The sequence below is a fragment of the Actinophytocola sp. genome (assembly GCF_049647105.1).
In the GTDB taxonomy this organism is placed as follows: domain Bacteria; phylum Actinomycetota; class Actinomycetes; order Mycobacteriales; family Pseudonocardiaceae; genus Actinophytocola.
On sequence record NZ_JBARWZ010000147.1, the window covers coordinates 1 to 26,648 of the forward strand.

10 protein-coding genes and 1 pseudogene are annotated in these 26,648 nt (G+C 71.6%); 3 read left to right on the forward strand and 8 right to left on the reverse strand.

All coding sequences use genetic code 11. The features are described 5' to 3' along the window. From WBA97_RS17835 to WBA97_RS17860, 6 genes and pseudogenes are all read right to left on the reverse strand, one after another. A pseudogene (locus WBA97_RS17835) lies at positions 1-4,599 on the reverse strand (SDR family NAD(P)-dependent oxidoreductase); the annotation flags it as partial. Between the two features lie 50 nt (positions 4,600-4,649). Next, complete coding sequence (locus tag WBA97_RS17840; RefSeq protein ID WP_424231964.1) at positions 4,650-6,269, reverse strand: class I adenylate-forming enzyme family protein; 1,620 nt, start codon at positions 6,267-6,269, stop codon at positions 4,650-4,652. A gap of 1 nt (position 6,270) precedes the next feature. Continuing rightward, positions 6,271-7,485, reverse strand: coding sequence for a cytochrome P450 (locus WBA97_RS17845; RefSeq protein ID WP_424231965.1), 1,215 nt, complete (start codon positions 7,483-7,485; stop codon positions 6,271-6,273). A gap of 20 nt (positions 7,486-7,505) precedes the next feature. Beyond that, the gene (locus tag WBA97_RS17850; RefSeq protein ID WP_424231966.1) at positions 7,506-8,948 is read right to left on the reverse strand and encodes an MFS transporter; all 1,443 of its coding nucleotides are present in this window, start codon (positions 8,946-8,948) and stop codon (positions 7,506-7,508) included. Between the two features lie 251 nt (positions 8,949-9,199). Continuing rightward, positions 9,200-9,655 (reverse strand): ABA4-like family protein, encoded by a 456-nt coding sequence (locus WBA97_RS17855; RefSeq protein ID WP_424231967.1) that lies wholly within the window; start codon positions 9,653-9,655, stop codon positions 9,200-9,202. Then, entirely contained in the window at positions 9,655-10,629 is a 975-nt protein-coding gene (locus WBA97_RS17860; RefSeq protein ID WP_424231968.1) for a hypothetical protein, read from the reverse strand. Before WBA97_RS17860 ends, WBA97_RS17855 begins: the two co-directional genes overlap by 1 nt. A gap of 94 nt (positions 10,630-10,723) precedes the next feature. Here WBA97_RS17860 and WBA97_RS17865 point away from each other — a divergent pair, with 94 nt between their 5' ends. Then, complete coding sequence (locus WBA97_RS17865) at positions 10,724-11,362, forward strand: MerR family transcriptional regulator (RefSeq protein ID WP_424231969.1); 639 nt, start codon at positions 10,724-10,726, stop codon at positions 11,360-11,362. Positions 11,363-11,389: 27 nt separating this feature from the next. On the opposite strand, the gene WBA97_RS17870 is transcribed toward WBA97_RS17865, so the two are convergent. Then, complete coding sequence (locus tag WBA97_RS17870) at positions 11,390-12,148, reverse strand: thioesterase II family protein (protein ID WP_424231970.1); 759 nt, start codon at positions 12,146-12,148, stop codon at positions 11,390-11,392. 96 nt (positions 12,149-12,244) lie between these two features. Further along, positions 12,245-12,430, reverse strand: coding sequence for a hypothetical protein (locus tag WBA97_RS17875; RefSeq protein WP_424231971.1), 186 nt, complete (start codon positions 12,428-12,430; stop codon positions 12,245-12,247). 338 nt (positions 12,431-12,768) lie between these two features. Between WBA97_RS17875 and WBA97_RS17880 the strand changes: the two genes are divergently transcribed. Together WBA97_RS17880 and WBA97_RS17885 are read left to right on the forward strand one after the other, a co-directional pair. Next, on the forward strand, positions 12,769-13,542 hold the full coding sequence (locus WBA97_RS17880) for an AfsR/SARP family transcriptional regulator (RefSeq protein ID WP_424231972.1): 774 nt from the start codon (positions 12,769-12,771) through the stop codon (positions 13,540-13,542). Between the two features lie 91 nt (positions 13,543-13,633). Next, a complete protein-coding gene (locus tag WBA97_RS17885) occupies positions 13,634-26,434 on the forward strand; it encodes an SDR family NAD(P)-dependent oxidoreductase (RefSeq protein ID WP_424231973.1) in 12,801 nt (4,266 codons plus the stop codon). Positions 26,435-26,648: the final 214 nt, after the last annotated feature.

Below are 26,648 nucleotides of genomic sequence, written 5' to 3' on the forward strand. Positions count from 1 at the left end.
GCGTGCCGGTGCCCGCACCAGTCCGCGCAGCAGTGGCGGCACGTCGGCACCGGACTTGCGCAGCCCGGCCAGGTCCAGCCTGACGGGCACCGTGAGCGCGCGGTCCGCCGCGATGGCGGCGTCGAACAGCGCCAGTCCGTCCTCTGTGGACAGTGCACCGAAGCCTGCGCGGGACAGCCTGGCCAGGTCGGTGGCGTCGAGCTGGTCCCGCATCCCGCTGTCCCACATGCCCCAGGCCATGGACACGGCGGGCAGCCCGGCGGCGCTGCGCTGCTGTGCCAGCGCGTCGAGCACGGCGTTCGCGGCGGCGTAGTTCGCCTGCCCAGCGCTGCCGAACACCCCGGCGGCCGAGGAGAACAACGCGAACAGCGAAAGGCCGGAGGTCAGCTCGTGCAGGTTGACGGCCGCGTCGACCTTGGCACGCATGACGTTCGCGATGCGTTCGGGGGTCAGCGTGTCGAGCACGCCGTCGTCGAGCACCCCTGCCGCGTGCACGACACCCGTCAGGTCCGGGATCTCCGACAGCAGCGCGGTCAGCGCGTCCCGGTCGGCGATGTCACAGGCGGCGACCGTGACGGTCGCGCCAAGCTCGGTGAGTTCCCCGGCCAGCTCGGGCGCGGTGCCGCGGCGGCTGGCCAGCACGAGGCGGCGGACACCGTGTGCCACCACGAGGTGACGCGCCAGCAGCCCGCCGAGGCCACCGGTGCCACCGGTGATCAGGACGGTGCCGGACGGGTCGACCGTGCCGGGTGCGCTCGCGACCTTGGCGAGCCGAGGCACGAAGACCTCGCCACCTCGGACGACAACCTGTGGCTCACCAGCACCGACGGCCAGCGCGACCTCGGACTCGTCGCCGGTGTCCTCGAGGTCGGCGAGCACGAACCGGTCCGGGTACTCCAGCTGCGCGGCACGCACGAGGCCCCACACCGCGGCGGCGCCGAGATCCGTGACGGCGCCATCCGGGTCGACCGCACCGCGGGTGACGAGCACCAGACGATCGTTCGACTCCTGGATCGTGGTGAGCGCCCAGGTCGCGGCCTCCTGCGCGGTGGCCCCGGCCGGTGCGACGGCGACCTCGGGCACGTCCTCTGCGGCCCGCACGCCAGCGACCCGGACCCAGTCCAGCCCGTACAGGGGGTTACGGGCGCCCGCGAGCTGTTCCGCCGACACCGGGCGCAGCAGCAGCGACCCGATGGCCGCGAGCGGCGCGCCGGTGCCGTCGAACACGGTGAGCGTGACGGTGTCCTGCCCGGCGGGTCCGATGTGGACACGCGCGGTGGTCGCGCCGGTCGCCGTCAGCGACACGTCGGACCAGCTGAACGGCAGCGCGCCCTCGCCGTCGACGTACTCGCCGAGCGCGATGGCGTGCAGTGCCGAGTCGAGCAGCGCGGGGTGCACGCCGAACCGGTCGGCGTCGGCGCGGGCCTGCTCGGGCAGCTCGACCTCGGCGAACACCTGGTCGCCGGATCGCCACGCGGCCCGCAGGCCCTGGAACACCGGGCCGTAGTCGTAGCCGGACCCGGCCATCGTCTCGTAGAACGCCGACAGGTCAACGGGTTCCGCGCCAGATGGCGGCCACGCGGTGTCCTGCTGCGCGACCGCGACCGGGGTCGAGGACAGGGTGCCGGTGGCGTGCCGGGTCCACTCGCCGTCCTCGCCGTCGTCGCCGTCGGGCTGAGAGTGGATCGTGACCGTGCGCCTGCCGGTGTCGTCGGCGGGTGACACGATCACGTGCAGCCGCACGGCGCCCTGCTCCGGCAGGAGGAGCGGGCTCTCCATGGTCAGGTCGTCGAGGTGCTCACACCCCGCCTCGAACCCTGCGCGCAGCGCCAGCTCGACGAACGCGGTCCCGGGCACGAGCACGGTGCCGCGGACGGCGTGGTCGGCGAGCCACGCGTGCGAGTGCCGCGACAGGCGGCCGGTCAGGGCGGTGCCGTCGCCGTTGGCGAGCGTGAGCACGGCACCGAGCAGTGGGTGGCGGGCGGGGTTCAGCCCGGCGGAGCCGACATCACTCGCAGTGGCCGGGACGAGCCAGTAGTTCTTGTGCTGGAAGGCATAGGTGGGCAGCTCGACCTGCCTGCCACCGTCGAGCAGCACGGTCCAGTCGACGTCGGCACCGCGCGTCCACGCGGCACCCGCCGCGGCGACGACAGCCTGTGCCTCGTCGCGGTCCTTGCGCAACGAAGGGATGAACGTGCCGTCGAGCCCCATGGCGCTGAGCACCGCGTCGGGCCCGATCTCGACGAAGGTGGTCACGCCCCGCTCGGCCAGCGTGGTCACGTTGTCGGCGAACCGGACGGTGCCGCGGACGTGCCGTACCCAGTATTCGGGGTCGGTGGGCTCTGCGCCGATGATGGGGATGGTCGGCTCGTGGTAGGTCACGCTTTCGGCGACGGCCCGGAACTCGTCGAGCATCGGGTCCATCAGCGGCGAGTGGAACGCGTGGGAGACGGTGAGTCGTTTGGTCTTGCGGTCCGCGAACCGCGCGGCGACCGCTTCGGCGGCGCCCTCTTCCCCGGAGATGACGATCGACCGCGGTCCGTTGATGGCGGCGATCCCGACCGTGTCGGTCAGGTGCGGAGCGATCTCGTCTTCGGTCGCCTGGATCGCGATCATCGCGCCACCACGCGGAAGCGCCTGCATCAACCGGCCACGAGCGGCGACGACCGTGCACGCGTCCTCGATCGACCACACCCCGGCCACATGCGCGGCGGCCAGCTCACCGATCGAATGCCCAGCCAGGAAGTCGGGCCTGACACCCCACGACACCAGCAACCGGAACAACGCCACCTCGAACGCGAACAACGCGGGCTGGGTGTTCCCGGTGTCGTCGAGACCATCACCGGTGGCGATGACCTCGCGGAGGGCGGGGTCCAGGTGTTCGCACACCTCGTCGAACGCCGCCGCGAACACGGGAAACGCCTCGTACAGCCGCTTTCCCATCCCGGCCCGCTGCGCACCCTGACCGGTGAACACGAACGCCAGCCGGCCGCCGACCGAGCCGGTGGCGACCTCCTCACCATCGATCACCACCGCCCGGTGGTCGAACCGGGCCCGCGTCGTCGCCAGCGAGAAGCCGACGTCCACCGGAGAACCGGCCACCTCGGACAGCCGGGCCACCTGGTTCCGCAGCGCGTCCTCGGTCTTCGCCGACAGCACCCACGGCACCACCGGCGACGTGGCGGCCGCCGCCCGCGCCTCGGCGGGCTCGGTGGCGGGTGCCTCCTCGATGACCACGTGTGCGTTGGTGCCGCTGATCCCGAACGACGACACCCCGGCCCGGCGCGGCGCGTCACCCGATGGCCACGGCCGCGACTCGGTCAGCAGCCGGACCGCACCGGAGTCCCAGTCGACCCGCGAGCTGGGTGCGTCGACGTTCAACGTCGGCGGCAGCTCGCCGTTGCGCATGGCGAGCACGAGCTTCATCACGCCGGCCGCGCCGGCCGCGGCCTGCGTGTGCCCGAGGTTCGACTTGACCGAACCCAGCCACAGCGGACGGTCGGCTGGCCTGCCCTGCCCGTAGGTGGCGAGCAGTGCCTGCGCCTCGATCGGGTCGCCAAGCCGGGTGCCGGTGCCGTGCGCCTCCACGACGTCCACTTCGGACGCGCCGAGCCCGGCCGAGGCCAGCGCCTGGGTGATGACCCGGCGCTGCGACGGCCCGTTCGGCGCGGTCAGGCCGTTCGACGCGCCGTCCTGGTTGACCGAGGAGCCACGCACCACCGCCAGGACGGGGTGGCCGAGGCGAACCGCGTCCGACAGCCGTTCCACGGCGAGCACCGCGGCGCCCTCGCCCCAGCCGGTGCCGTCCGCGGCCTCGGCGAACGACTTGCACGTCCCGTCCGAGGACAGCCCGCCCTGGCGGGAGAACTCGACGAACGTGTCCGGCTTGGCCATCACCGTCGCGCCACCGGCCAGCGCCATGTCGCACTCACCGGCACGCAGCGCCTGCACCGCGAGGTGCAGTGCCACGAGCGACGACGAGCACGCCGTGTCCAGCGTGACCGCGGGGCCTTCGAGACCGAGCAGGTAGGCGATCCGACCCGACGCGACACTCGCCGCGGTGCCCGTGCCCCAGAAGCCTTCCGTGCCCTCGGGCAACTCGGCGAGCGAGGGGATGTAGTCGTGGCACATCACGCCGACGAAGACCCCGGTCCGGCTGCCCCTCAGCGCGACAGGATCGACGCCACCGCGCTCAAGGGCCTCCCAGGACGTCTCCAGCAACAGCCGCTGCTGGGGGTCCATGGTCAGCGCCTCGCGTGGGCTGATCCCGAAGAACTCCGCGTCGAACTCGCCGGCGTCGTGGAGGAAACCGCCGTGGCGGGTGTAGGTCTTGCCTGCCGCCTCCGGGTCCGGGTCGTACAGGCCGTCGGTGTCCCAGCCGCGGTCGGCCGGGAACTCCGTGATCCCCGACCGGCCCGCCGACACGAGCTCCCACAGTTCGTCCGGAGTGGACACACCGCCGGGGAACCGGCAGCCCATGCCGACGATCGCGATCGGCTCGCGGGCCTTGTCCTCGACCTCGGACAGGCGGCGGCGGGCCTCACGTAGCTCGGCCGTCGCCCTTTTGAGGTAGGCCAGGTACTTCTCTTCGTCCGCCACTGCGGTCTCCTCGATCGGGGTGCTTCGTGTGGCCGGAGATCAGCCAGAGTTCAGCGGGGGTCGGTGCTCGTGCCGCTCTCGACGGGCGTCACCACGAGCAGCTCGGCCTCGATGTCACGCAACGCGAGGCGCGCGGGCTTGCCCATCCGCACGCGGGGCAGCGCGGCCACCCGGTACACCTTGACCGGCACCTTCGCGGGCGACAGCGCATGGCACGCCGCGAACACCGCCGCCACGTCGACCTCGTCCGGCCCGGTCTGCACGTAGGCCACCGGAACCTCACCGAGCGCCTCGTCCAGCTCGCCGACGACCACCGCAGCGGCCACCCCGTCGACACCGAGCAGCACGTGCTCGATCTCGCGCGGGTTGACCGTCACGGCGCCCCGCGTGATCAGCTCGGCCATCCGGCCGGTGATCGTCAGGTAGCCGTGTTCGTCGCGGGTGACCAGGTCACCGGTGTGGAACCAGCCGTCGATGACCGCCGCCTCCCGGTTGCCGGGGTAGCCGCCCGCGGCCACGTTCGGGCCGCTGACCCACAGCTCGCCCTCCTGCCCGATGCCCGTGTCCTTGCCGGTCCTCGGGTCGATGATCCGCACGCTGACGCCCGGGATCGGCAGTCCGCACGCGTCGTCGACCCGCTCCCCGGTCGGCCAGGTCATCGCGACCGGGCCCGTGGTCTCGGTGGTCATGTAGCTGTCGAGCAGCCGGGTGCCGAACCGCTCCTCGAACCGCGTCCGCAGCGCGGTCACCGAGGACGCCCCGGCGACGAGCGCGACACGCAGGTCCGGCAGTTCGACGTCGGCGTCCCCCGCGGCCCACAGCAGGTCCTGGTAGGTGCTTGGCATCCCGGCGACGAACGTGATCTTCCGCGTGGCCAGGTCGGCAAGGAAACCGGTCCTGTTCGCCATCAGGTCGGACAGGTCCTCGGCCGCCGTCGGCGCGAGCCACCCGGTGGCACCGGTCGCGATCACGCCGATCACGGCGACCTGCTGGGTGATGCCGTGCGCGAACGGGAGCGGACAGCTCACCCGGTCGTCCTGGCCGAGGCCGAGTACCGGCCCGTAGCAGGCGGCGATCGCCCACATCACGTTGCGCTGGCTGAACAGCACGGCACGCGGGGCGCCGGTGACCCCCGCGGTGTAGGTCAGGAACGACAGGTCGTCCAGGTCGAGGTCGCCCTCGGCGGCGGACTCCGGCTCGATCTCGGCCAGCTCGGAGAACTGCGGGTACAGCGGCAGCTCGTCGTCGAGCTCCTCGCCCTCGCGGTCGACGAGCACGACCGTCAGGTTCGGGAAGTCGTGCCGCATCCGGTGCACCTGGAACGCGTGCGCCGTGTCGGTGAACACCGTCGTCGCCCGGCTGTCGGCCAGCAACGCGGCCAGCTCGCCGTCCTCGAGTCCGATGTGGACCGGTGCGCTGATCGCGCCGGCGCGCAGCACGGCGAGGTGGCTCTCCACGGCCTCGACGCTGTTGTCCAGCAACAACAGCACCCGGTCGGCCTGCCGGACACCCATGTCGGCCAGGTGCCCTGCCACCCGCGCCGTCCGCCGGTCCAGCTCCGCCCAGGTGACACTCCGACCCGGGTCGGCGAACGCCGTCTTCTCCCCGGAGCGGACGGCGTGCTCTGCCAGCAGCTCGGAGAGCGGCCGGATCAGGTCGGTCCTCAACATGTCACTCCCCTTGGGAAATGGTGACCGGCAGCGACGTGGGCAGCCGGATAAGCGTGGACTCACGCCACTTCAGGTCGTCCGAGGGCGCGGCGAGCTTCATGTTCGGGAACCGCCTGAACAGCTCCTGCAGCGCGATGCCGTTCTCGATGCGGGCCAGCTCGGCGCCGGGGCAGGCGTGCGGACCCCGGCCGAACACCAGGTGCTTGTTCTCGGTCCGCTCGAAGTCAAGGTCGTTGGCGTTGGGGAACTTGGCCGGGTCGCGGTCAGCGGCGCCGATGGACAGGAACACGGTGTCGCCTGCCGAGATCTTCTGCCCACCCAGCTCCAGGTCCTCGCGCGCGAAGCGGCGGAACCCGCGCTGCGTCGGGCTGTACATGCGGAACATCTCTTCCATCAGCTTGTGCAGCTCGTCCTCGTCCGCGTTCGCGAGGCGCGCGGCGTAGTCTGGCCGCTCCATCAACGCGAGCGCGCTGCACGACAGCATGCCCATCGTGCTGTCGTAACCCGCGGCGAACATGATCAGCGCCATGTGCGACAGGTCCTCCGGCGGCAGCAGGTTCCCGTCGTCGTCGGTCACCTCGGCCCACGTGGTGAGCAGGTCGTCCTGCGGGTTGGTCCGCCGCTCGACCAGTGCCCTTGCCATCGCGGCGCCGATGCCCTGCGGGTTCACCAGCTGGCCGGAGAAGACCAGCTCGCCCCACTCACGGACGTGTACCCGCTCCTCCTCCGGCATGCCGACGAGGTCGCAGATCACGGTGATCGGCAGCGGCGCGCAGAACGTGTCCATCAGGTCGACGACACCGCCACCGGCCCCCTTGGCCTCGATGTCGTCGAGGAGGCCGGCCACCAGCTCGTGGATCTTCGGCTTCAGCAGCCGCATCCGCCTCGGCACGAAGCCGAAGTTGACCAGGCGCCGGGACTTGGTGTGGTCCGGCGGGTCCTCCATGACCAGGCGCGACTGCGGCAACCCCTCAGGCGGGAGGTTGTTGGTGTAGTCGTCGTTCGCGTACTTGCGGTGCCTGGCAAGGCGTTGGTCGCGCAACGCGTCGTAGACCTCGGTGTAGCCGGTCACCAGCCACACGGGGATGCCGTCGGGCAGGCACACCCGGTGCACCGGGCCCTGCTCGTGGAACTGCGCGTACCTGTCGAACGGTGCGTGCCAGTACTCCTCGTCGAACGGCATGTCATGGCCATGCATGGGGCACTTGTCCGCCATTGTTCTTCCTCCGGGTTGGTTCAGTCCGCCACTGGTGCGGACTCGCGCTGTGCCGCGGACGAGGCTGCCGCCCGCTGCGCGGCGGATGTCGTCATCCCGATGGCGGCGACGACGATGGCGATCAATGTCAGGATCAGGCAGCACAGGAACACGCTCTGGTAGGACGACACGGTCCTGGCCCCCTGAGCGTCCGTGCCTGCCTGCAGGATGGTGGCGACGGCGGCCGCACCGAGCGCGCCGCCGATCTGGCGGGCGGTGTTGTTCAGGGCACTGACGCTGGCGAACTTCGTGGCGGGCGCGGACTCGGCCGCCGCGGACATCGTGGCCATCATCGTGGCGCCGATGCCGAACCCGACGAACACGCTCGCGGGCAGCCAGATCGTGAGGAAGGCACTCTCGTCGGTCAGGAAGACCAGCAGAAGCGCGGGCACCGCGGCGTGCGCGGCCATCCCGACCACCGAGGCGAACCTCGGCCCGCCGAACCGCCCCATGATCTTGCCCATGCCGACGGCGCCACCGGCGGCGACCACCGCACCGACGGTCTGCGCGAGCCCCGCCTCCAGCTCCGTGTAGCGCCAGATGTCGGTCAGGAACAGGACCGCGCCGAGCAGCCACGCGTACATCACCGTGCCGTACAGCAGGGCCACCACGTTCGCGGCGGTGAACATCCGGTTGCCGCGGAACAGCGAGAACTCGAAGGCCGGCGAGGAGTGCCGGACCGACCGCCACACGGCGAGCACGAGACACACCACACCGCCGGCAAGGCAGGCGAGCGTCCGCACCGAGGTCCACTCCCACGTGGTGCCGTTGGTGACGCCGAGGGTGAGCCCGCCGACCCCGAGCGCGAGCAGGATCGTGCCCAGCACGTCGGGCAGCCCGCCGGTGGCGGACGCCGGCCGCAACACCCGAATCCCGGCAACGATCGCCACGATGCCGACCGGGATGTTGATCAGGAACACGGCATGCCAGCTGAACGCCTCGACAAGCAGCCCACCCAGCCCCGGCCCGACCGCGGCGGCGACCCCGCCCGCCGCACTGAGCAACGAGATCGACATGACCCGGCGCTTGGCGGTGGTGTCCATCAGCAGCACGGCAAGCGACGCGGGCACCATCACCGCGGCGCCTGCTCCCTGCAAGGCTCTGGCCGCGACCAGCATGGGCAGCGTGGGCGACAGCGCGCACAACAGCGAGGCAAGCGTGAACAACACGATCCCGCCGAGGAAGACTCTCTTACGCCCCAACGTGTCCGCGATCCGTCCACAGGGCGCGAGCAGCGCGGCGAACATCACCGCGTACCCACTCATCACCCACGACAGATCAGGCAAGGACGCCGTCGGAAACTCCCGCGCCAACGCGGGCATGGCGAGCATGGTGACCGTGGAGTCCAGCATGGCAAGGAAGTTCACGCCGGACGCGGTCAGCACCACCGCCCAGTAGGAGGGCAGGACACGTTCTGCGGACATGGTTCTCCACCCGTCTGGCTAGGTCGCGATGGGGCCAGTATGCCGAGAGGAGGTATGCGCCGAGTCGTCCGACAGCAACGCCGGAACCACCACCCGGTAACTACTCACTGGACCCCCAGAAGGGCCGGGCGCACAGCGCCCGGCCCTTGCGCAGGATCGGTTGCCCAGAAGGGCGCTTTCAGGTCATTGAGCGTCCCGAGAGCGTCCTTCATGGCATTTGGGGAGCCGCCCCGCACACAAGGCGCGAGACGTCAGACGGAGACCGCGGCGCGATCCTCCTGCGGAGCAGCCGCGTTCTTCCCGAGCACGCCGCGCAGCACCAGGTAGATCGGCACGGCGACAGGCGAGAACAGGATGGCCAGCACCAGCAACGGCCCCATCACCAGCGGATGGATGCCCCGCTCCCGGCTGTCCAGGTACATCCACCGCCCGACGAACAGGTCCCAGGCGATGACCTGAGCCCACACGGCGGTCAACGCGGCAGGCTCGGCGACCAGGTCCTGCCAGCCCGCGAGCGTGGGCTTGAGAACGGCGGGCAGGAGATCGCCAAGGTTGGGCAGCGCGAAGATGAACCAGAACACCAGCGGCGGCGTGGCGGACCACGGCGACGAGATGATCCGCCTGGTCCACCCCCACGCGGGCGCGAAGATCATCAACGCCCAGAACGGCGCTGCGGCGACAAACACGAGAGTGAACGCGGTGGACATCAGACCAGTGCCTCCTCGGGGACGGACGCTTGCGCGGGCAACTTCCTGTGTGCGCGCAGCGCCCACGCCGCTGCGACCATGGTCCCCGCCACCAGCACACCGAACGCACCAATGGTCGGTAAGTCCGGGCTGGTGAACGGCTGTCTCCGCAGCGCCTGCCACGCGGTGAGCAGGAGCATGCCGGTGTAGAAACCCGAGAACGTCCACACGAGACGGATGCGGACAAGCTCGTCGCGCAGCCGGGGCATGCCGGTCACCAGCAGGCCGAGCGCCACGGCGAACAGCGGCACCAGCTGGAGGCCGTGGATGCCGATGAAGTGCGGCACCCGCAGGTCACCGCCGGTCGTGCTCCACCCGGTCACGGCCATGCCCGGCCCGCCGTCGGGCACTCCGACGCTGTGCGAGCCGATGATCGCCATCGGCCGGTTGGCACGCTGTTGCTCGGTGCCCCACGTCATGAGGAACGCGATCGTCATGCCGACGATCGTGATGAGCGCGCCGAGCCGCAGCGCGAGCATCGTGGTGCGGCCTGCGTGTTTCTCCCGCATCAGCAGGGCCGTGCCGAGCAGGTTCGCCACCCACAGCACCATGATGCTGCTGCCCATGATCGACCACATGGCGGTGTCGAACGGCGTGGAGACGTTGAAGTGGCTGCGGTGACCGCGGACGGTCTGGAGGAAGACGACCGCCACCTCGAGCGTGCAGGCGACCGCGGCGAAGGTGCCGAGGTACCAGCCGAGCCGCACCCGCCGCTGTTGCAGCGAGTGCATCCACGCCCACGTCACGGCGTACAGCCCGAACGAGAACGCGAACTTGCACGGCTTGGCCCAGATCGGCGCGCCGACCAGCGTCCGGTCGTCGACCATCAGGCCGACCGCGGCGACCACCGTGACCGCCGCGGCGAACGCGGCGAACCACATGAGCGGTCTGTGCCAATGGAACGCACCGCGGACCAGCCCGGGAACGGTACGCATGAGGATCCTCCAGCCACGCCAGATAGCGATACTATCTACTATCCATACTGATAGGCTCTGCCCGGCTGGTCAAGGGAGCCTCGACGGGAGCGCCATGCGTATCAAGGAGCTGAGCAGCCGCAGTGGCGTGTCCGTGCCCACGATCAAGTACTACCTGCGTGAGGGCCTGTTGCCTGCCGGTGAACTGGTCAGCAAGAACCAGGCCAACTACGACGACGCCCACCTGCGGAGACTTCGGCTCATCCGCGCGCTCGTCGACATCGGCGGCCTGACGATCGCCGCGATCCGTGACGTGCTGGCCGCCGCCGACACGCCGGAGGAGACGGTACGCAAGATCCTCTACACCGCACAGGAGAACATCAGCGTCCGGCCGGACCTGCCGCGCGACGAGGTGTGGGCGGAAGCGGAGCGCAACGTGGCCGACCTGGTCGAGCGACGCGGCTGGCAGGTCAACCACGACAGCCGCGCCTGGCAGACCGTGGTCGCGGTGCTCGTCAGCGCACGCGAGCTCGAACACGGCGTGTGGACGCACAAGCTGGACATCTACGCGGAGGCGTGCGAGCGGATCGCCGCCGCGGACCTGGACTACGTGGCGGGCATCGAGGAGGTGGACGCGATGCTGGAGGGCGTGGTGGTGGGCACGGTGCTCGGTGACACGCTGGTCACGGCGTTGCGCAGGCTCGCCCACCAGAGCGAGTCGGTCCGGCGGCTCGGCGACGACAAACACGAATGATCCCGCTGAGGTGTGCCGCGGCGCCGCCTATCTCGGCGAACCCGCGGCAACCGACTGGGCGTGCGCGCGGAGCCTGGTGAGGATCTCCGGCACGATGTCGTTGAGGTAGAAGTGCCCGCCGGGGAACACGGACAGCTCGAAATCACTCTCGGTGTGCTCGCGCCACGCATCGGCCTCGGCGACCGTCACCTTGGGATCGTTGTCGCCGGTGAGCGCGTAGATGGGGCAGCGGAGCTTCGGGCCGGGGCGGTGGGTGTAGGTCTCCGCGGCCGTGTAGTCGCCTCGGATCGCCGGCATGACCATGGCCAGGACGTCTTCGTCGTCGAGCAGCTCGGCCTCGGTGCCGCCCAGCTGCTTCATGGCGGCGAGCAGACCGGCGTCGTCACGCAGGTGGATGCGCTCGACACGGGAGCGGTGTGGCGCGGGCCGGCCGGATGCAAACAGGGCGGTCGGTATGATACCGGACTGCTCCAGACGGCGGGCAACCTCGTAACCGAGTGTCGCGCCGAGGCTGTGGCCGAAGATCGTGAGCGGGCGGTCGGTCAGCGGCGCGATGGCCGCCGCCAGACCGTCGGCGAGGTCGTCGATCGAGCGCAGGACCGGCTCACGGCGCCGGTCCTGGCGGCCGGGGTACTGCACGGCCAGCACGTCGACCTCGGGCGCGAGTGCCCTGGAGACACCGAAGAAGTAACTGGCCGAGCCGCCAGCGTGCGACAGGCACAGCAACTGGGTCTCGGCGTCATCCGCCGGATGGAACCGCCGCACCCACAGGTCGGTGTCGGTCATCTCGCTCACCTCGGGATTTTCACAGGAAAAGGTGTCAACAGAGCAAACGGGCTCAACACCGGCCCCCGACCCGGTGTTGAGCCCGCACCTGTCGCCTCAGGAAACGACGGTGCCGTTGCCCGCGGAGTGGCCGTCCGACCAGCTGATCGTGGTCGGGGCTACCGCGGTCAGACCGGAGTTGGTCCAGCTGTCCAGCACATCGATGCTGATGCTACCGGCGGCAGGCGCCTCGGCGCCGCTGAAGAAGAAGGAACGGAGAATCTCGCTCGTGGCGGTGGACATGGGGAGTCTCCTCGGGGTTCGTTTTGCGAGAGCGGGGAGCAACCGCTGGTCTCAAATCTGCGCCATCAGGGTGGTCCGGGACAAGTTCCGTGCTCATCGTTCGCCTGGGTTTCTCACCCGGACAACCCGTGAATCGCTCATATCGACACTGAGCAACCGCCTTGCTACCGTGGGTGTCCGCTGTGGCGTCCCCGACCGTGAATCGCTCACCGCCACCGTTTCCGTTGTTCACACCGGAATGCGTGAGGTGGGACCGTTCCTCGAGGGCGTCCCGGGATGGAACCATTGCCGTGCCGACATTGCCGGCTGGGGGCATTTCCAGACTCGGAGTAAAGCCCATGAGGTTTTCTGTTCTCGGGAGTATCGAGGTCACGACCGACACCGCCCCACTCGAACTGGGCGGGGTCAAACAGCGTGCGATCCTCGGCTACCTCGTGCTCCACGCGAACAAGGTGGTGCCGACCAGCCGTCTGCTACAGGCCATGTGGGACGGTGTCCCGCCGCCGACCGCACGCAAGATGATCCAGAACGCGGTGTCGGGGATCCGTCGTGTCCTCAATGGACCGCACGCCGAGGGCCCTTCGTCGCTGCGCACCCACCCGCCCGGCTACCAGCTGCACGTGGACACCGACTCCGTCGACCTGCACCGGTTCCGCGCGCTCGCACGGGACGGCAGGGCGGCCATCGCAGGCGGCGAACCGGAGCGGGGCGGTGAACTGCTGCGCTCCGCGCTGTCGCTGTGGCGCGGGCGTGCGCTCGCCGACCTGGTCGAGGCCGGCTACCGGTGGTCGGAGCTGACCGCCGTCGAGGACGAGCGTCTGTCCACTTTGGAGGATCGGCTGGACGCGGAGCTGGTGTGCGGCAGGCACCGGGAGATCACCCCGGAGCTGGAGGTGCTGACCGCGACCGAACCGCTGCGGGAACGGCTGTGCCATCAGTTCATGCTGGCGCTCTACCGGTCCGGCAGGCAGGCGGACGCGCTGCGGGTCTACCGGCGCACCAGGGAGGCGCTGGTCGACAGCCTCGGCCTCGAACCGGGACGCGACCTCCAGGAGCTCCAGCAGCGGATTCTCGACCACGACGCCGCGATCCAGGCCGTCACCAGTAGTTGACGAGTGCCGGGCTCCTCGCCGGTTACCGGTCAATGAGTGGTGAGGGTCAGCATGGGCCCTGGTACCAACGACTTCTAGCGAGGCCTACGACATGCCGCGTACCGAACTGCTCCGACCGCTACCCGAGTTGCTCAGCGAGAACGCGAGCCGGTATGGCGAACGGGTCGCGTTCGCCGACTCCCGGCGCACCGTGACGCACGCCGACCTGGCGACGCGCACGGCGCGGTTGGCAGGCCACCTCACCGATCTCGGGGTGTGGCCGTCGGACCGCGTCGCCGTCCTCCTCGACGGCGCGGACGGCGTCGCCGCGGTGGAGAGCATCGTGGCGATCGGCAGGTCGAGCGCCATCGCCGTGCCGCTCGACCCGGCACTCGACGACACCGAGCTGGCCCGGCTCGTCGCGGACAGCGGCGCCGACACGGTCATCACCGGCGCGGCGCTCGCGCACCGGGTCACCGCGCTGGCACCCGCGCCGCAGAACGTGATCGTCGTGGGCGGCCCGGCCGACGGGACCACCGCGTCGTTCGAGGAGCTGGCGACCACCGAACCCGATTCGGCTCCGAACGACGACCTCGCGCTGGACGACCTGGCCTTCCTGGTCTACACGGCGGGCACGACCGGCCCGCGCAAGGGCGTGCTGTCCACGCAACGCAACGCGCTCTGGTCGATGGCCGCCGCGTACGCGCCGGTCGTCGGACTGTCCGAAGAGGACAGTCTGCTGTGGCCGCTGCCGGTGCACGGCGGGCTCGCGCACCACCTGGCCGTACTGGCCCCGATCGTGGTCGGCGCCTCGGTGCGGTTCGCGGACCCGGTGGACCTGCTGGCAGCACTGGCCGACAGCACCATCGTCGCGGGCACCCCACGAATCCTCGCCACGCTCCTGGACTCCCCCGCGCCCAACCTGCGCGCCGGGCTCGCGGTCGGCGCGGCGAGCGACGCGGACCTGCGCACGAACTTCGCATCGGCGTTCTCCGCGCCGCTGCTGGACGTCTACACCACCACCGAGACCTGCGGCCCGGTCGCGCTGACCTGGCCGCGCGGCGAGGACACCCAGGCTTCGCGCTGCCTGCCCGTGCCGGGCCTGAGCGTGCGCATCGTCGACCCGCTGACCGGCACCGACATGGGTACCGGCCAGGAGGGTGAGCTGTGGGTCAGCGGCCCGAACGTGATGGCCGGCGGCTACCACAACCTCCCCGACGCGACGGCGTCCGTGCTGCGCACCGGCTGGTACCGCACCGGTGACCTGGCCCGCCGCGACGAGTCCGGCTACCTGACGGTCACCGGCAGGCTCTCCGACGTCATCGTGGTCGGCGACGAGCGGGTGCGCCCGGAGCGGGCCGAGGCCGTGCTGCGTGCCGTGGCCGGTGTGACCGACGCCGCGGTGGCGGGACGGCCCGATGACGAGCTTGGTGCCACCGCGGTCGCGTTCGTCGTCGGCGAACCCGACCCGGCTGCCCTGCTCACCGCGTGCCGCGACCAGTTGCCGCCCGCCGCGGCGCCGGTCGAGGTGTTCGCCGTGCCCGCGATCCCGCGCACGGCGGCCGGTGAGATCAGCAGGCACCGCCTGCTCGACCTCCCCGCCCGCCTGCTCGCGACCACCGCCACCGGCGAGCTGTTCACGCTGGACTGGGAACCGGTCGCGAACGCGGTCGACAGCGAACCCGGCGACTGGGTCCTGGTCGGCCCCGGCGCCCTCGCGACCGACACCGAGGTGTTCGCCGACACCTATCCGGACCTGCCCGCGCTGGCCGAGGCCGTCGCCGCCGGGCGGGCCGCCCCTGACGTCGCGTGCGTCGAACTGGACGCCGACGGCATGCCACCCGGTGAACCGCGTGCGTTCCTCGCCGACGAGCAGGTCGCGGTGACCCGGCTCGTGTTGCTGACCCGGGGTGCCGTGCACGCCGGTGGTTACTCCCCCGAGCCGGGGCTGGCCGCCGCGTGGGCGCACGCGCGGGAGATCCAGAAGCGCTACCCGTGCCGCATCGCGCTCGTCGACGCCGACGCCGTTTCCCCGCACGCGCTGCGTGGCGCCGTGGGGTCCGGGCACGACGAGGTCGCGATTCGGGTGGAAGACCTGCTGCGACCCCGTTTCACCCCCGTCCCCGCCACCACGGGCGGTCAAGCGCTCGGCGGCACCGCCGTGCTGGTCGGCAAGGCGGACGAGGTACTGGCCCGGCACCTGACCGAGGCACACGGCACGACCGTCGTCACGGCGGAGGACGCCGCCGCGCTGGCCGCGATCCTCGCCGACCGCACCGGGGGCGCCGCGGTCACGGCCGTGGTGTGCACCGACCCCGAGCCGGGCACCGCGCAGTTCGCGCACGAGCAGACCCTCGCGCTCGACCTGTCCGCGTTCGTGCTGCTGACCACCGGTTACGACACCCCCGCGACCGCGTTCGCCGACGCGCTGGCCCGCCACCGCGCGGTGCTGGGCCTGCCATCGGTCGCGATCACGTGGTCCCCGACGGGTTTCCTGACACTGCCGGAAGACCGCCGCACGGCCATGTTCGACCTGGCGCTGGCCGCCGGCGCGCCGAGCGTGGTCGCGGCACGCAGGAACGAGCTGGCCACCGGGTCGACCGCGATGCTGAACGCACCCGGCGCCGAGGCGACGCTCGCCGCGTTGCGGGACCGGCTGCTCACGCAGACGGCGGCCGACCGGACGCGGACCGTGCTGGACCTCGTGCACACCGAGACGATCGCGGTCCTCGACAGCCAGGCACCGGCCACGCTGGACGCCGAGACCCCGTTCCGGCAGCTGGGTTTCGACTCGCTGGCCGCCGTGCAGCTGCGTGGCAGACTGTGCGCCGCCACCGGTCTCGACCTGCCCGCCACCCTGATCTTCGACTACCCGACCCCGGACACGCTGGTCGAGCACCTGCTGGCCGAACTGGGCGTCGGCGACGTGACCGAGCAGGCCACCACCACCGTCACCGCGCGGTACGACGACCCGATCGCGATCGTCGGCATGGGCTGCCGCTTCCCGGGTGGCGTGCGTACCCCGGACGAGCTGTGGCAGCTGGTGGTCGACGGCGTCGACGCGGTGTCCGCGTTCCCGACCGACCGAGGCTGGGACCTGGCCGCGCTGTTCGCAGGCGACGGGCCGGGCACGATCAGCGCGCAGGCGGGTGGTTTCCTGCACGACGCCGCCGACTTCGACGCGGAGTTCTTCGGCATCAGCCCCCGCGAGGCGCTCGCCATGGACCCGCAGCAGCGGCTGCTCCTGGAGACCTCGTGGGAGGCCCTGGAGCGCGCGGGTATCGACCCGACCGGCTTGCGCGGCACCGACACCGGCGTGTTCGCAGGCGTTCCGGTGCAGCACTACGGCCGGGGCGGGCACGCTGAGGAGGACGGTGTCGAGGGGTTCCTCATCACCGGCATCGCGAGCAGCGTCGCGTCCGGCCGCATCGCCTACGTGATGGGCCTCGAGGGCCCGGCGATGACCGTCGACACGGCGTGCTCGTCGTCGCTCGTGGCACTGCACCTCGCGGTGCAGGCGCTGCGCTCCGGTGAGTGCTCCCTCGCGATCGCGGGTGGCGTGACCGTGATGTCCGGGCCCGAGACGTTCACCGAGTTCTCCCGCCAGGGCGGCCTGTCGCCGGACGGCCGGTGCAAGGCGTTCTCCGAGGATGCCGACGGCACCGGCTGGTCCGAGGGCGCGGGCATGCTGGTCGTGGAACGGCTGTCCGACGCGCAGCGCAACGGGCACCAGGTGCTGGCCGTGCTGCGCGGCACCGCGATCAACCAGGACGGCGCGTCGAACGGGCTGACCGCGCCGAACGGGCCGTCGCAGCAGCGGGTCATCCGGCAGGCACTCGCCAACGCCGGGCTCGCCGCGTCCGATGTGGACGCGGTGGAGGCGCACGGCACCGGCACGATGCTCGGTGACCCGATCGAGGCGCAGGCCCTGCTGGCGACCTACGGGCAGGACCGAGACCGGCCGCTGTGGCTTGGGTCGCTGAAGTCCAACATCGGCCACGCTCAGGCCGCGGCCGGGGTCGGCGGTGTCATCAAGATGGTGATGGCGCTGCGCAACGAAGTGCTGCCCAGGACGCTGCACGTCGGGGAACCGACGAAGAAGGTGAACTGGTCGGCTGGTGCGATGAGCCTGCTGACCGAGCCCGCCGAGTGGCCTGCCGGTGCGCTGGTGCGCCGGGCGGGGGTGTCGTCGTTCGGGATGAGCGGCACCAACGCGCACGTCATCATCGAGGAGGCGCCGCCGGCCGAGGTGACCGAGCCCGCCACGACACCGCCGGTGGTGCCGTGGGTGCTGACGGCACGGTCCGAGCAGGCACTGCGGGCACAGGCACTGCGCCTCAAGTCCTTTGTGGAGTCGCGGCCCGCGCTTCTGCCCGCGCAGGTCGGGCGGTCGCTGCTGGACACCCGCGCGCGGTTCGACCACCGGATGGTGGTGACCGGCGCGGACCGGGACGACCTGCTGGTGGGGCTCGTGTCCGGGACGCCGTTCACCGGTGCGTCCGGCAAGCTGGCGGTGCTGTTCACCGGCCAGGGCGCACAGCGCGCCGCGATGGGACAGCGGCTGTACGGGGCGTTCCCGGTGTTCGCGGCCGCGTTCGACGAGGTGTGCGCACACTTCGACCCGGGTCTCCGCGACGTGATCGAGTCAGGAGAAGGGCTCGACGACACCGGCAACACCCAGCCGGCACTGTTCGCGATCGAGGTCGCGCTCTACCGGCTGCTGGAGTCGTGGGGGGTGCGGCCCGACTACCTGGCCGGGCACTCCATCGGTGAGCTGGCCGCCGCGCACGTCGCGGGCGTGTGGTCCCTCGAGGACGCCTGCACGGTCGTCGCCGCACGCGGGCGGCTGATGCGGGAACTTCCCCGTGGTGGCGCCATGATCGCCATCCAGGCCACAGAAGCGGAGATCATCCCGCACCTCACCGACACGGTCGACATCGCCGCGATCAACGGGCCGGACTCGCTCGTGATCTCCGGCGACGAGGGCGCCGCGCAGGCCATTGCCGCCGTGTTCACCACGCAGGGCCGCAAGACCAAGCAGCTCACCGTCTCCCACGCGTTCCACTCGCCGCTGATGGACCCGATGCTCGGCGAGTTCCGGGCCGTCGCGGAAAGCGTGACCTACCACGAGCCCGCGATCCCGATCGTCGGCGCGGAGCCGACCGACCCGGAGTACTGGGTGCGGCACGTCCGCGGCACGGTCCGGTTCGCCGACGCCGTCGCCGCGCTGGAGGCCGCCGGGGTCCGCACGTTCGTCGAGGCCGGGCCCGACGCGGTGCTGACCGCGCTGACCGGCAGCCCCCAGGCGATCCCGCTGCTGCGGGCGAACCGGGACGAGCTGCGGACCGTCGCCGACGCGTTCGGCCGCCTCGCCGCGGTGACCACAGTGGACAGTGCGGCGTTCTTCCCCGGCGCGGGCGTGGTCGAGCTGCCCACCTACGCGTTCCAGCGCCGCTCGTACTGGCTGCGGCCCGCCAACCTCGGTGACCTCGGCGCGGCCGGGCTCACCGCGACCGGCCACCCGCTGCTCGGCGCGATGCTCGGGGTCGCCGACTCCGACCGGCTCGTGCTGACCTGGCGGCTCTCGCTACAGGCGCAGCCGTGGCTCGCCGACCACGCCGTGCTCGACTCGATCCTGTTGCCTGGCACCGCGTTCGTGGAGCTGGCTGGCCGCGCCGCCGAGTACAACGGGCACGCCGCCATCGAGGAGCTGACGCTGCGGGCACCGCTGCGGCTCACCCACGAGACGCCGATGGACCTGCAGGTGTGGACCGGTCGGCCCGACGAGCACGGCCGCCGCACGGTCGAGGTGTACTCGCGCCCGGCGGACAGCGGCGGTGGCACTGACGGAGAGTGGACCTGTCACGCGGCGGGTGTCCTCACCGACGACGAGGTCGCCGCACCGGCCACTGTGGACACCGAGTGGCCGCCATCGGGTGCGGAACCCGCCACGACAGGCGACTTCTACGACTGGTTGCTGTCCCGCGGCTTCACCTACGGCCCGGCGTTCCAGGGCGTGCAGGACGTGTGGCAGCGCGGTGAGGAACTGTACGCGCAGGTGACGCTGCGCGAGGACGAGCAGTCCGGCGCCGCCCGGTTCGGCGTGCATCCGGCACTGCTCGACGCGGCCATGCATCCGATGGTGCTGCACCTGGACAAGAGCACGCAGAAGGCGCAAGCATGGCTGCCGTTCTCGTGGCGCGGGGTGCGGCTGCACCGCTCCGGCGCGACGGCCCTGCGCGTGCGGCTGGTGCCGGACGGCGCCAGCTCGGTGCGCGTGAGTGCGACCGACGACGACGGCAACCCGGTGCTCGACATGGAGTCGGTCGCGCTGCGGCCGGTGTCGACCGACCAGCTCGGCGGCGCCACGACCCCGGAGGCCGCGCTCTACACCAACGAGTGGGTCACCGTGCCAACCCCCTCGGGCCGCGACACGGCGGGCACCGGGATCCACCCGATCGAGGCGGGCACCGCGGTGCGGGAGGCCGTCTTCGGCACCCTCGCCGCCCTGCGTGATTCGCTCACCGGCGACGACCGCCTCGCCGTGGTCACGCGGCCGGACGACCTCGCGGGCTCGGCGGTGGCCGGACTGGTCCGGTCGGCCCAGACCGAGCACCCGGACAGGTTCGTGCTCATCGAGACCGCTGGCGACCTGGTCGACGCGGCGATCGCGTCGGGCGAGCCGCAGGTCGCGGTCCGCGACGGCGCGCTGACCGTCCCCCGGCTCACCCGCGCCGAGACCGCCACGTCGGACGACCGGCTGTTCGACCCGGCAGGCACCGTCCTGCTCACGGGCGGCACCGGCGCGCTCGGTGGCGCGCTGGCCCGGCACCTGATCACCGAACACGGCGCGCGGCACCTCGTGCTGACATCGCGCCGCGGCCTGGACGCTCCCGGCGCGACCGGGCTCCGCGACGAGCTGACCGAGCTCGGCGCCCGCGTCGAGATCGCCGCCTGCGACGCCGCCGACCGCGACGCGCTCGCCGCGCTGCTGGCGACCATCCCGCACCTGGCGGGTGTGGTCCACGCGGCCGGTGTGCTCGACGACGGCATCCTCGAGTCGCTCACCGAGGAGCGGGTCGACGCGGTACTGGCGCCGAAGGTCGACGCCGCGCTCAACCTGCACGAGCTGACCGGTGACCGGGACACCGTCGAACTCTTCGTGTTGTTCTCGTCGGTCGCGAGCATCCTCGGCACCGCAGGGCAGGCGAACTACGCCGCCGCGAACGCGTTCCTCGACGGGCTCGCCGTGCACCGGCACGCACAGGGCAAGGCCGCGACCGCGCTGTCGTGGGGCCTGTGGGAGCAGGACAGCGCGATGACGGCGAACCTCACCGAGGCCGACCGCGCACGGCTCAACCGGGGCGGTGTCCTCCCCCACTCCGTCGCGGACGGGCTCGCCATGTTCGACGCGGCGTGCCGCACCGGCCTCCCGCACCTCGTCCCCGTGACGCTGGACCTCGCGGCGCTGCGCACCGCGACCACCGCTCCCCCGCCGCTGCAGGGGATGGTGAAGACCCCGCGCAAGCGGACCACCGGCAAGCCGACCGCGGCCGCGCTCACCGAGCGGCTCGCCGGGCGGACGGAAGACGAGCGGCGCACGTTCCTGCTGGAGGTCGTGCGCACGCAGGTGGCGTCGGTGCTGGCGATGCCGGACCCGGACGCACTCACCGCGACGCACGCGTTCAAGCAGCTGGGTTTCGACTCGCTGACCGCGGTCGAGCTGCGCAACCGGCTCAACACGGCGACCGGCCTGCGGCTGCCCGCCACGCTCACGTTCGACTACCCCACGCCGGAGTCACTCGTCGAGTTCCTGCTCGCCGAGCTGGGTGAGGGACAGGAACAGCAGGCGGTCGCCGCGCGGGTGGTGGCGACCGACGAGCCGCTCGCGATCGTCGGCATGGCCTGCCGCTACCCGGGTGGTGTGTCCACTCCGGACGAGTTGTGGGAGATGCTGACCGCGGGCGCGGACGGCGTTACCCCGTTCCCCGCCGACCGCGGCTGGGACCTCGCGAACCTGTTCGACCCGGACCCCGACACCCCCGGCACCAGCTACGTCGACCAGGGCGGGTTCCTGCTCGACGCGGCCGAGTTCGACGCGGAGTTCTTCGGGATCAGCCCGCGCGAGGCCCTCGCCATGGACCCGCAGCAGCGCGTGTTCCTGGAAACCTGCTGGGAGGCACTGGAACGCGGTGGCCTCGACCCCGCCACGCTGCGTGGCACGGCCACCGGCGTGTTCACCGGCCTCATGACGCACGACTACGCGGCCCGCTCCAGCGCGGTGCCCGACGGCGTCGAAGGGTTCTGGGGCACCGGAACCGCGGGCAGTGTCGCCTCCGGCCGGGTCGCCTACACGCTCGGGTTCGAGGGCCCGGCGGTCACGATCGACACCGCGTGCTCCTCCTCGCTCGTGTCACTGCACCTTGCCGCGCAGGCGCTGCGCTCCGGCGAGTGCTCGCTCGCGCTCGCCGGCGGCGTGACCGTGATGGCGACCCCCGGGCTGTACGTGGAGTTCTCCCGCCAGCGCGGTCTCGCGAAAGACGGCCGCTGCAAGGCGTTCTCGTCGGCCGCGGACGGCACCGCGTGGGCGGAGGGTGTCGGTGTGCTGGTCGTGGAACGGCTGTCGGACGCACGCCGCAACGGGCACCCGGTGCTGGCGCTGCTGCGTGGCTCCGCGGTGAACCAGGACGGCGCGTCGAACGGGCTGACCGCGCCGAACGGGCCGTCACAGCAGCGGGTCATCCGCTCCGCGCTGGCGGGCTCCGGCCTCACGCCGTCCGATGTGGACGCGGTGGAGGCACACGGGACCGGCACGTCGCTCGGTGACCCGATCGAGGCGCAGGCGCTGATCGCGACCTACGGCCAGGACCGCGACCGGCCGCTGTGGCTGGGTTCGCTGAAGTCCAACATCGGGCACACGCAGGCCGCGGCCGGTGTCGGCGGCATCATCAAGATGGTCCTCGCCATGCGCAACAACCTGCTGCCGAGGACGCTGCACGTCGAAGAGCCCAGCGACAAGATCGACTGGTCCGCCGGCGCGGTGGAGCTGCTGACCGAGCCGGTGCCGTGGGTGCGCAACGGCCACCCCCGCCGGGCGGGCGTCTCGTCGTTCGGTGTCAGCGGCACGAACGCGCACGTGATCATCGAAGAGGCGCCGACGGCGCCGGTGAGCGAGCCGGAAGACGGGCCACCCGTCGTGCCGTGGGTGCCGTGGGTGCTCTCGGCGCGGACCGAGCAGGCCCTGCTGGACCAGGCGGCACGACTGAGGTCCTTTGCGGAGTCGAAGCCGGAGCTGGCGCCGGCCGACATCGGCCGGTCGCTCGTGGAGTCCAGGGTCGGGTTCGACCACCGCGCGGTCGTGTACGGCGCGGACCGGGACGAGTTGCTGCGTGGGCTGGAAGAGCTGACGACCGGCGTGGTGCGGGGCGGCAAGCTGGCGGTGTTGTTCACCGGCCAGGGCGCGCAGCGGGCCGGGATGGGACAGCGGCTGTACGAGACGTTCCCGGTGTTCGCGGACGCGTTCGACAACGTGTGTGCGTACTTCGAGACCGACGTCCGCGAGGTGATCCGGTCCGGGGAAGGACTCGACGACACCGGCAACACCCAGCCCGCGTTGTTCGCGTTCGAGGTGGCGTTGTTCCGGTTGCTGGCGTCGTGGGGTGTCAAACCCGACTACCTGGCCGGGCATTCGATCGGTGAGCTGGCCGCCGCGCATGTGGCCGGGGTGTGGTCGATCGAGGACGCGTGCACGGTCGTCGCCGCTCGTGGCCGGTTGATGCAGGCGCTGCCGCGTGGTGGCGCGATGATCGCGATCCAGGCGACCGAGGACGAGATCGCGCCGCACCTGACCGACACGGTCGGGATCGCGGCGATCAACGGGCCGCGGTCGATCGTGATCTCCGGTGAGGAAACCGCCGCCGAGGCTGTTGCGGCGCGGTTCGCGGACCGTAAGGCCAAACGGCTCACGGTCTCGCATGCGTTCCACTCGCCGTTGATGGACCCGATGCTCGACGAGTTCCGGGCCGTCGCCCAAGGCGTGACCTACCACGAGCCGACCATCCCGATCATCGGCGCAGAGCCCACCGACCCCGAGTACTGGGTGCGGCACGTCCGCGGCACCGTCCGGTTCGCCGACAACATCGCCGCACTCGAGTCGGCCGGGGTCCGCACGTTCGTCGAGGCCGGTCCGGACGCGGTGCTGACCGCGCTGGGCGGCGACGACTTCGTGCCCACCGCGCGGCGGGACCGCGACGAGGTCCGCACGGTGGTCGAGGCGCTCGGCGGGCTGCACCAGCGTGGCGTCCGGGTCGACCTGCCCGCGCTGTTCGCTGGCGCGGGCCGGGTGGACCTGCCGACGTACGCGTTCCAGCACCAGCGGTACTGGCTGATCACGCAGGAGTCGGCGGGCAGCGCGACCGGGCTCGGGCTCGGCGCGACCGGCCACCCGCTGCTCGGTGCCGCGCTCGGTCTCGCCGACTCGGAGCGGGTCGTGCTCACCGGCAGGCTGTCGCTGCGCGACCACCCGTGGCTCGCCGACCACGTCGTGCTGGGCACGACGCTGGCACCGGGTGCCGCGCTGGTCGAACTGGCCCGCCGCGCGGCGGAACACACCGGCCTCGACGTCATCGACGAGCTGACGCTGCACGCACCGCTCGTGCTGAGCGAGACCGACGCGATGCACGTCCAGGTCGAGGTCGGCGAGCCGGACGAGGCCGGACAGCGGCCCGTGCGGATCCACTCGCGCCGCGAGGGCGCCGACGACCAGTGGACCCAGCACGCGAGCGGCCTGCTCGCCACCGGCGACCACACTCCCGACCACGTCGGCGAATGGCCGCCGCCGGGTGCCGACCCGGTGCCGGTGGACGACGTGTACGACCGGATCGCGGACCTCGGCGTCGACTACGGGCCGACGTTCCAGGGCCTCACCGCGGTGTGGCAGCGCGGGGACGACCTGTTCGCCGAGGTGTCGCTGCCCGACGGGCTCAGCCCGGACAAGTACGGCATCCACCCCGCGCTGCTGGACTCCGCACTGCACGCGATGTTCGTGCCGGAACGCGAGGACCGGCAGGTGGTGCTCCCGTTCAGCTGGAGCGGCGTGCGGATCGCTGGCACGAGCCCGACGGCGTTGCGTGTGCGGATCACGAAGACGGGCCAGGACGCGTACGCGCTGACGCTCACCGACCGCACCGGCGCGCCGGTGGCGAGCGTGGAGACCCTCGTCGCGCGGCCGGTCAGCGCGGACGCGCTGAACTCCGGCCCGGACTCGCTGTACCGGCTGGACTGGGTGCCCGCTGGCCCCGCGTCCGACCCCGTCACCGCGGAAATCCTGCGCGTCGAGACCGACGATGTCGGCCAGGCCGTGCACGAGACGCTGGCGGCGCTGCGGAACGCACCCGACCGGCTGGCCGTGGTCACCCATGGCGCGACGACCGGCGAGAACCTGGCCGGTGCCGCGGTGTGGGGCCTGGTCCGCTCCGCGCAGACCGAGCAGCCGGACCGGTTCGTCCTCGTCGACACCGACGGTGACCTCGACGCGGCACTCGCGTCCGGTGAGCCGCAGGTCGCGGTCCGCGACGGCAAACTGCTGGTGCCCCGCCTGGCCAAGGCGACGTCCACTTCGGACGGACGACTGTTCGACCCGGACGGCACGATCCTGATCACCGGCGGCACCGGCGCCCTGAGCGCGGCACTGGCCCGCCACCTGATCACCGAGCACGGCGCGCGGCACCTGGTGCTGACCTCCCGCCGCGGCCCGGCGGCACCGGGAGCGGCGGAGCTGATCGCGGAGCTCGGCGTCGAGATCGTCGCCTGCGACGCCGCCGACCGGGACGCGCTCAAGACGTTGCTGGACGGCATCCCGAACCTCGCGGGCGTGATCCACGCGGCGGGCGTCGTCGACGACGGCACGATCGAGTCGCTGACCCCCGACCAGGTGGACGCGGTGCTGCGCCCGAAGGTCGACGCGGCGATGAACCTGCACGAGCTGGCCGGTGACGTCGAACTGTTCGTACTGTTCTCGTCGGCGACGGGCATCCTCGGTACGGCGGGACAGGCGAACTACGCGGCGGCGAACGCGTTCCTGGACGGGCTCGCCATGCGACGGCACGCGGCGGGCCTGCCAGCGGTGTCGCTGTCGTGGGGCCTGTGGGCGCAGGACAGCGCGATGACGGCAAACCTCACCGAGGCGGACCTGGCCCGCATCAACCGAGGCGGCGTGCACGCGCACACCGTCGAGGAGGGCCTCGCGCTGTTCGACGCGGCGTGCCGGTCCGGTGAGCCACACCTGGTGCCGGTGAAGCTGGACCAGCGAACCCTGCGCACGGCGACGAACGTGGCACCCCCGCTGCGGTCGTTCGTGAAGGCCCGCCGCCAGACCAAGGCAGCGGTGGTCCCGCTGGCACAGCAACTGGCGGGCCGCACAGAGGAAGAGCAGCGCACACTGCTGCTGGACCTGGTGCGCACGAACGTGGCGACGGTCCTGGCACACGGCACCCCGGACACGATCTCGGCGGACCAGCAGTTCAAGCAGCTGGGCTTCGACTCGCTGACCGCGGTGGAGCTGAGGAACCGCCTGAACACGGCGACCGGCATGCGCCTGCCCGCCACGCTCACGTTCGACTACCCGACCCCACAGGCGCTGGTGGCGCACCTGTTGTCCGAGGTGGGCGGCAGCCAGACGAAACTGCGCCTCCGCACCCTGGTCGACACGATCGCCAAACTGGAGACCGCACTGGAGGGCATCGAGTCCAAGGACACGGAGGACACCGACATCGCCGCGTCCCTCCAGCGCCTGCTCACCAAGTGGCGAGACAAGTCGCAAGCCGCCCCATCCCAGGAGAAGGACGACCTGGACGAAATCACGGCCGACGACCTCTTCGACCTACTGGACGACGAACTGGGCGACGTGGCCTAACCCCCGCCCCGCAGGGCGCGATGCTGATCAGGCGCTTTCAGGACGTCGAACGCCTCAAAGCGCCTAATCAGGGACATCCGCATCGCATCCCGAGAAGGGCGCAAGCCCGCCACCAAGGGGCTCCCTTCCATCCCGGAGACCTGCCCCTCCGGCGAAGAGCCGCCGGAGGCAAACCCAGTGAGAAGCCCCCGGAGGCAAACCGGTGAGGCAAAAC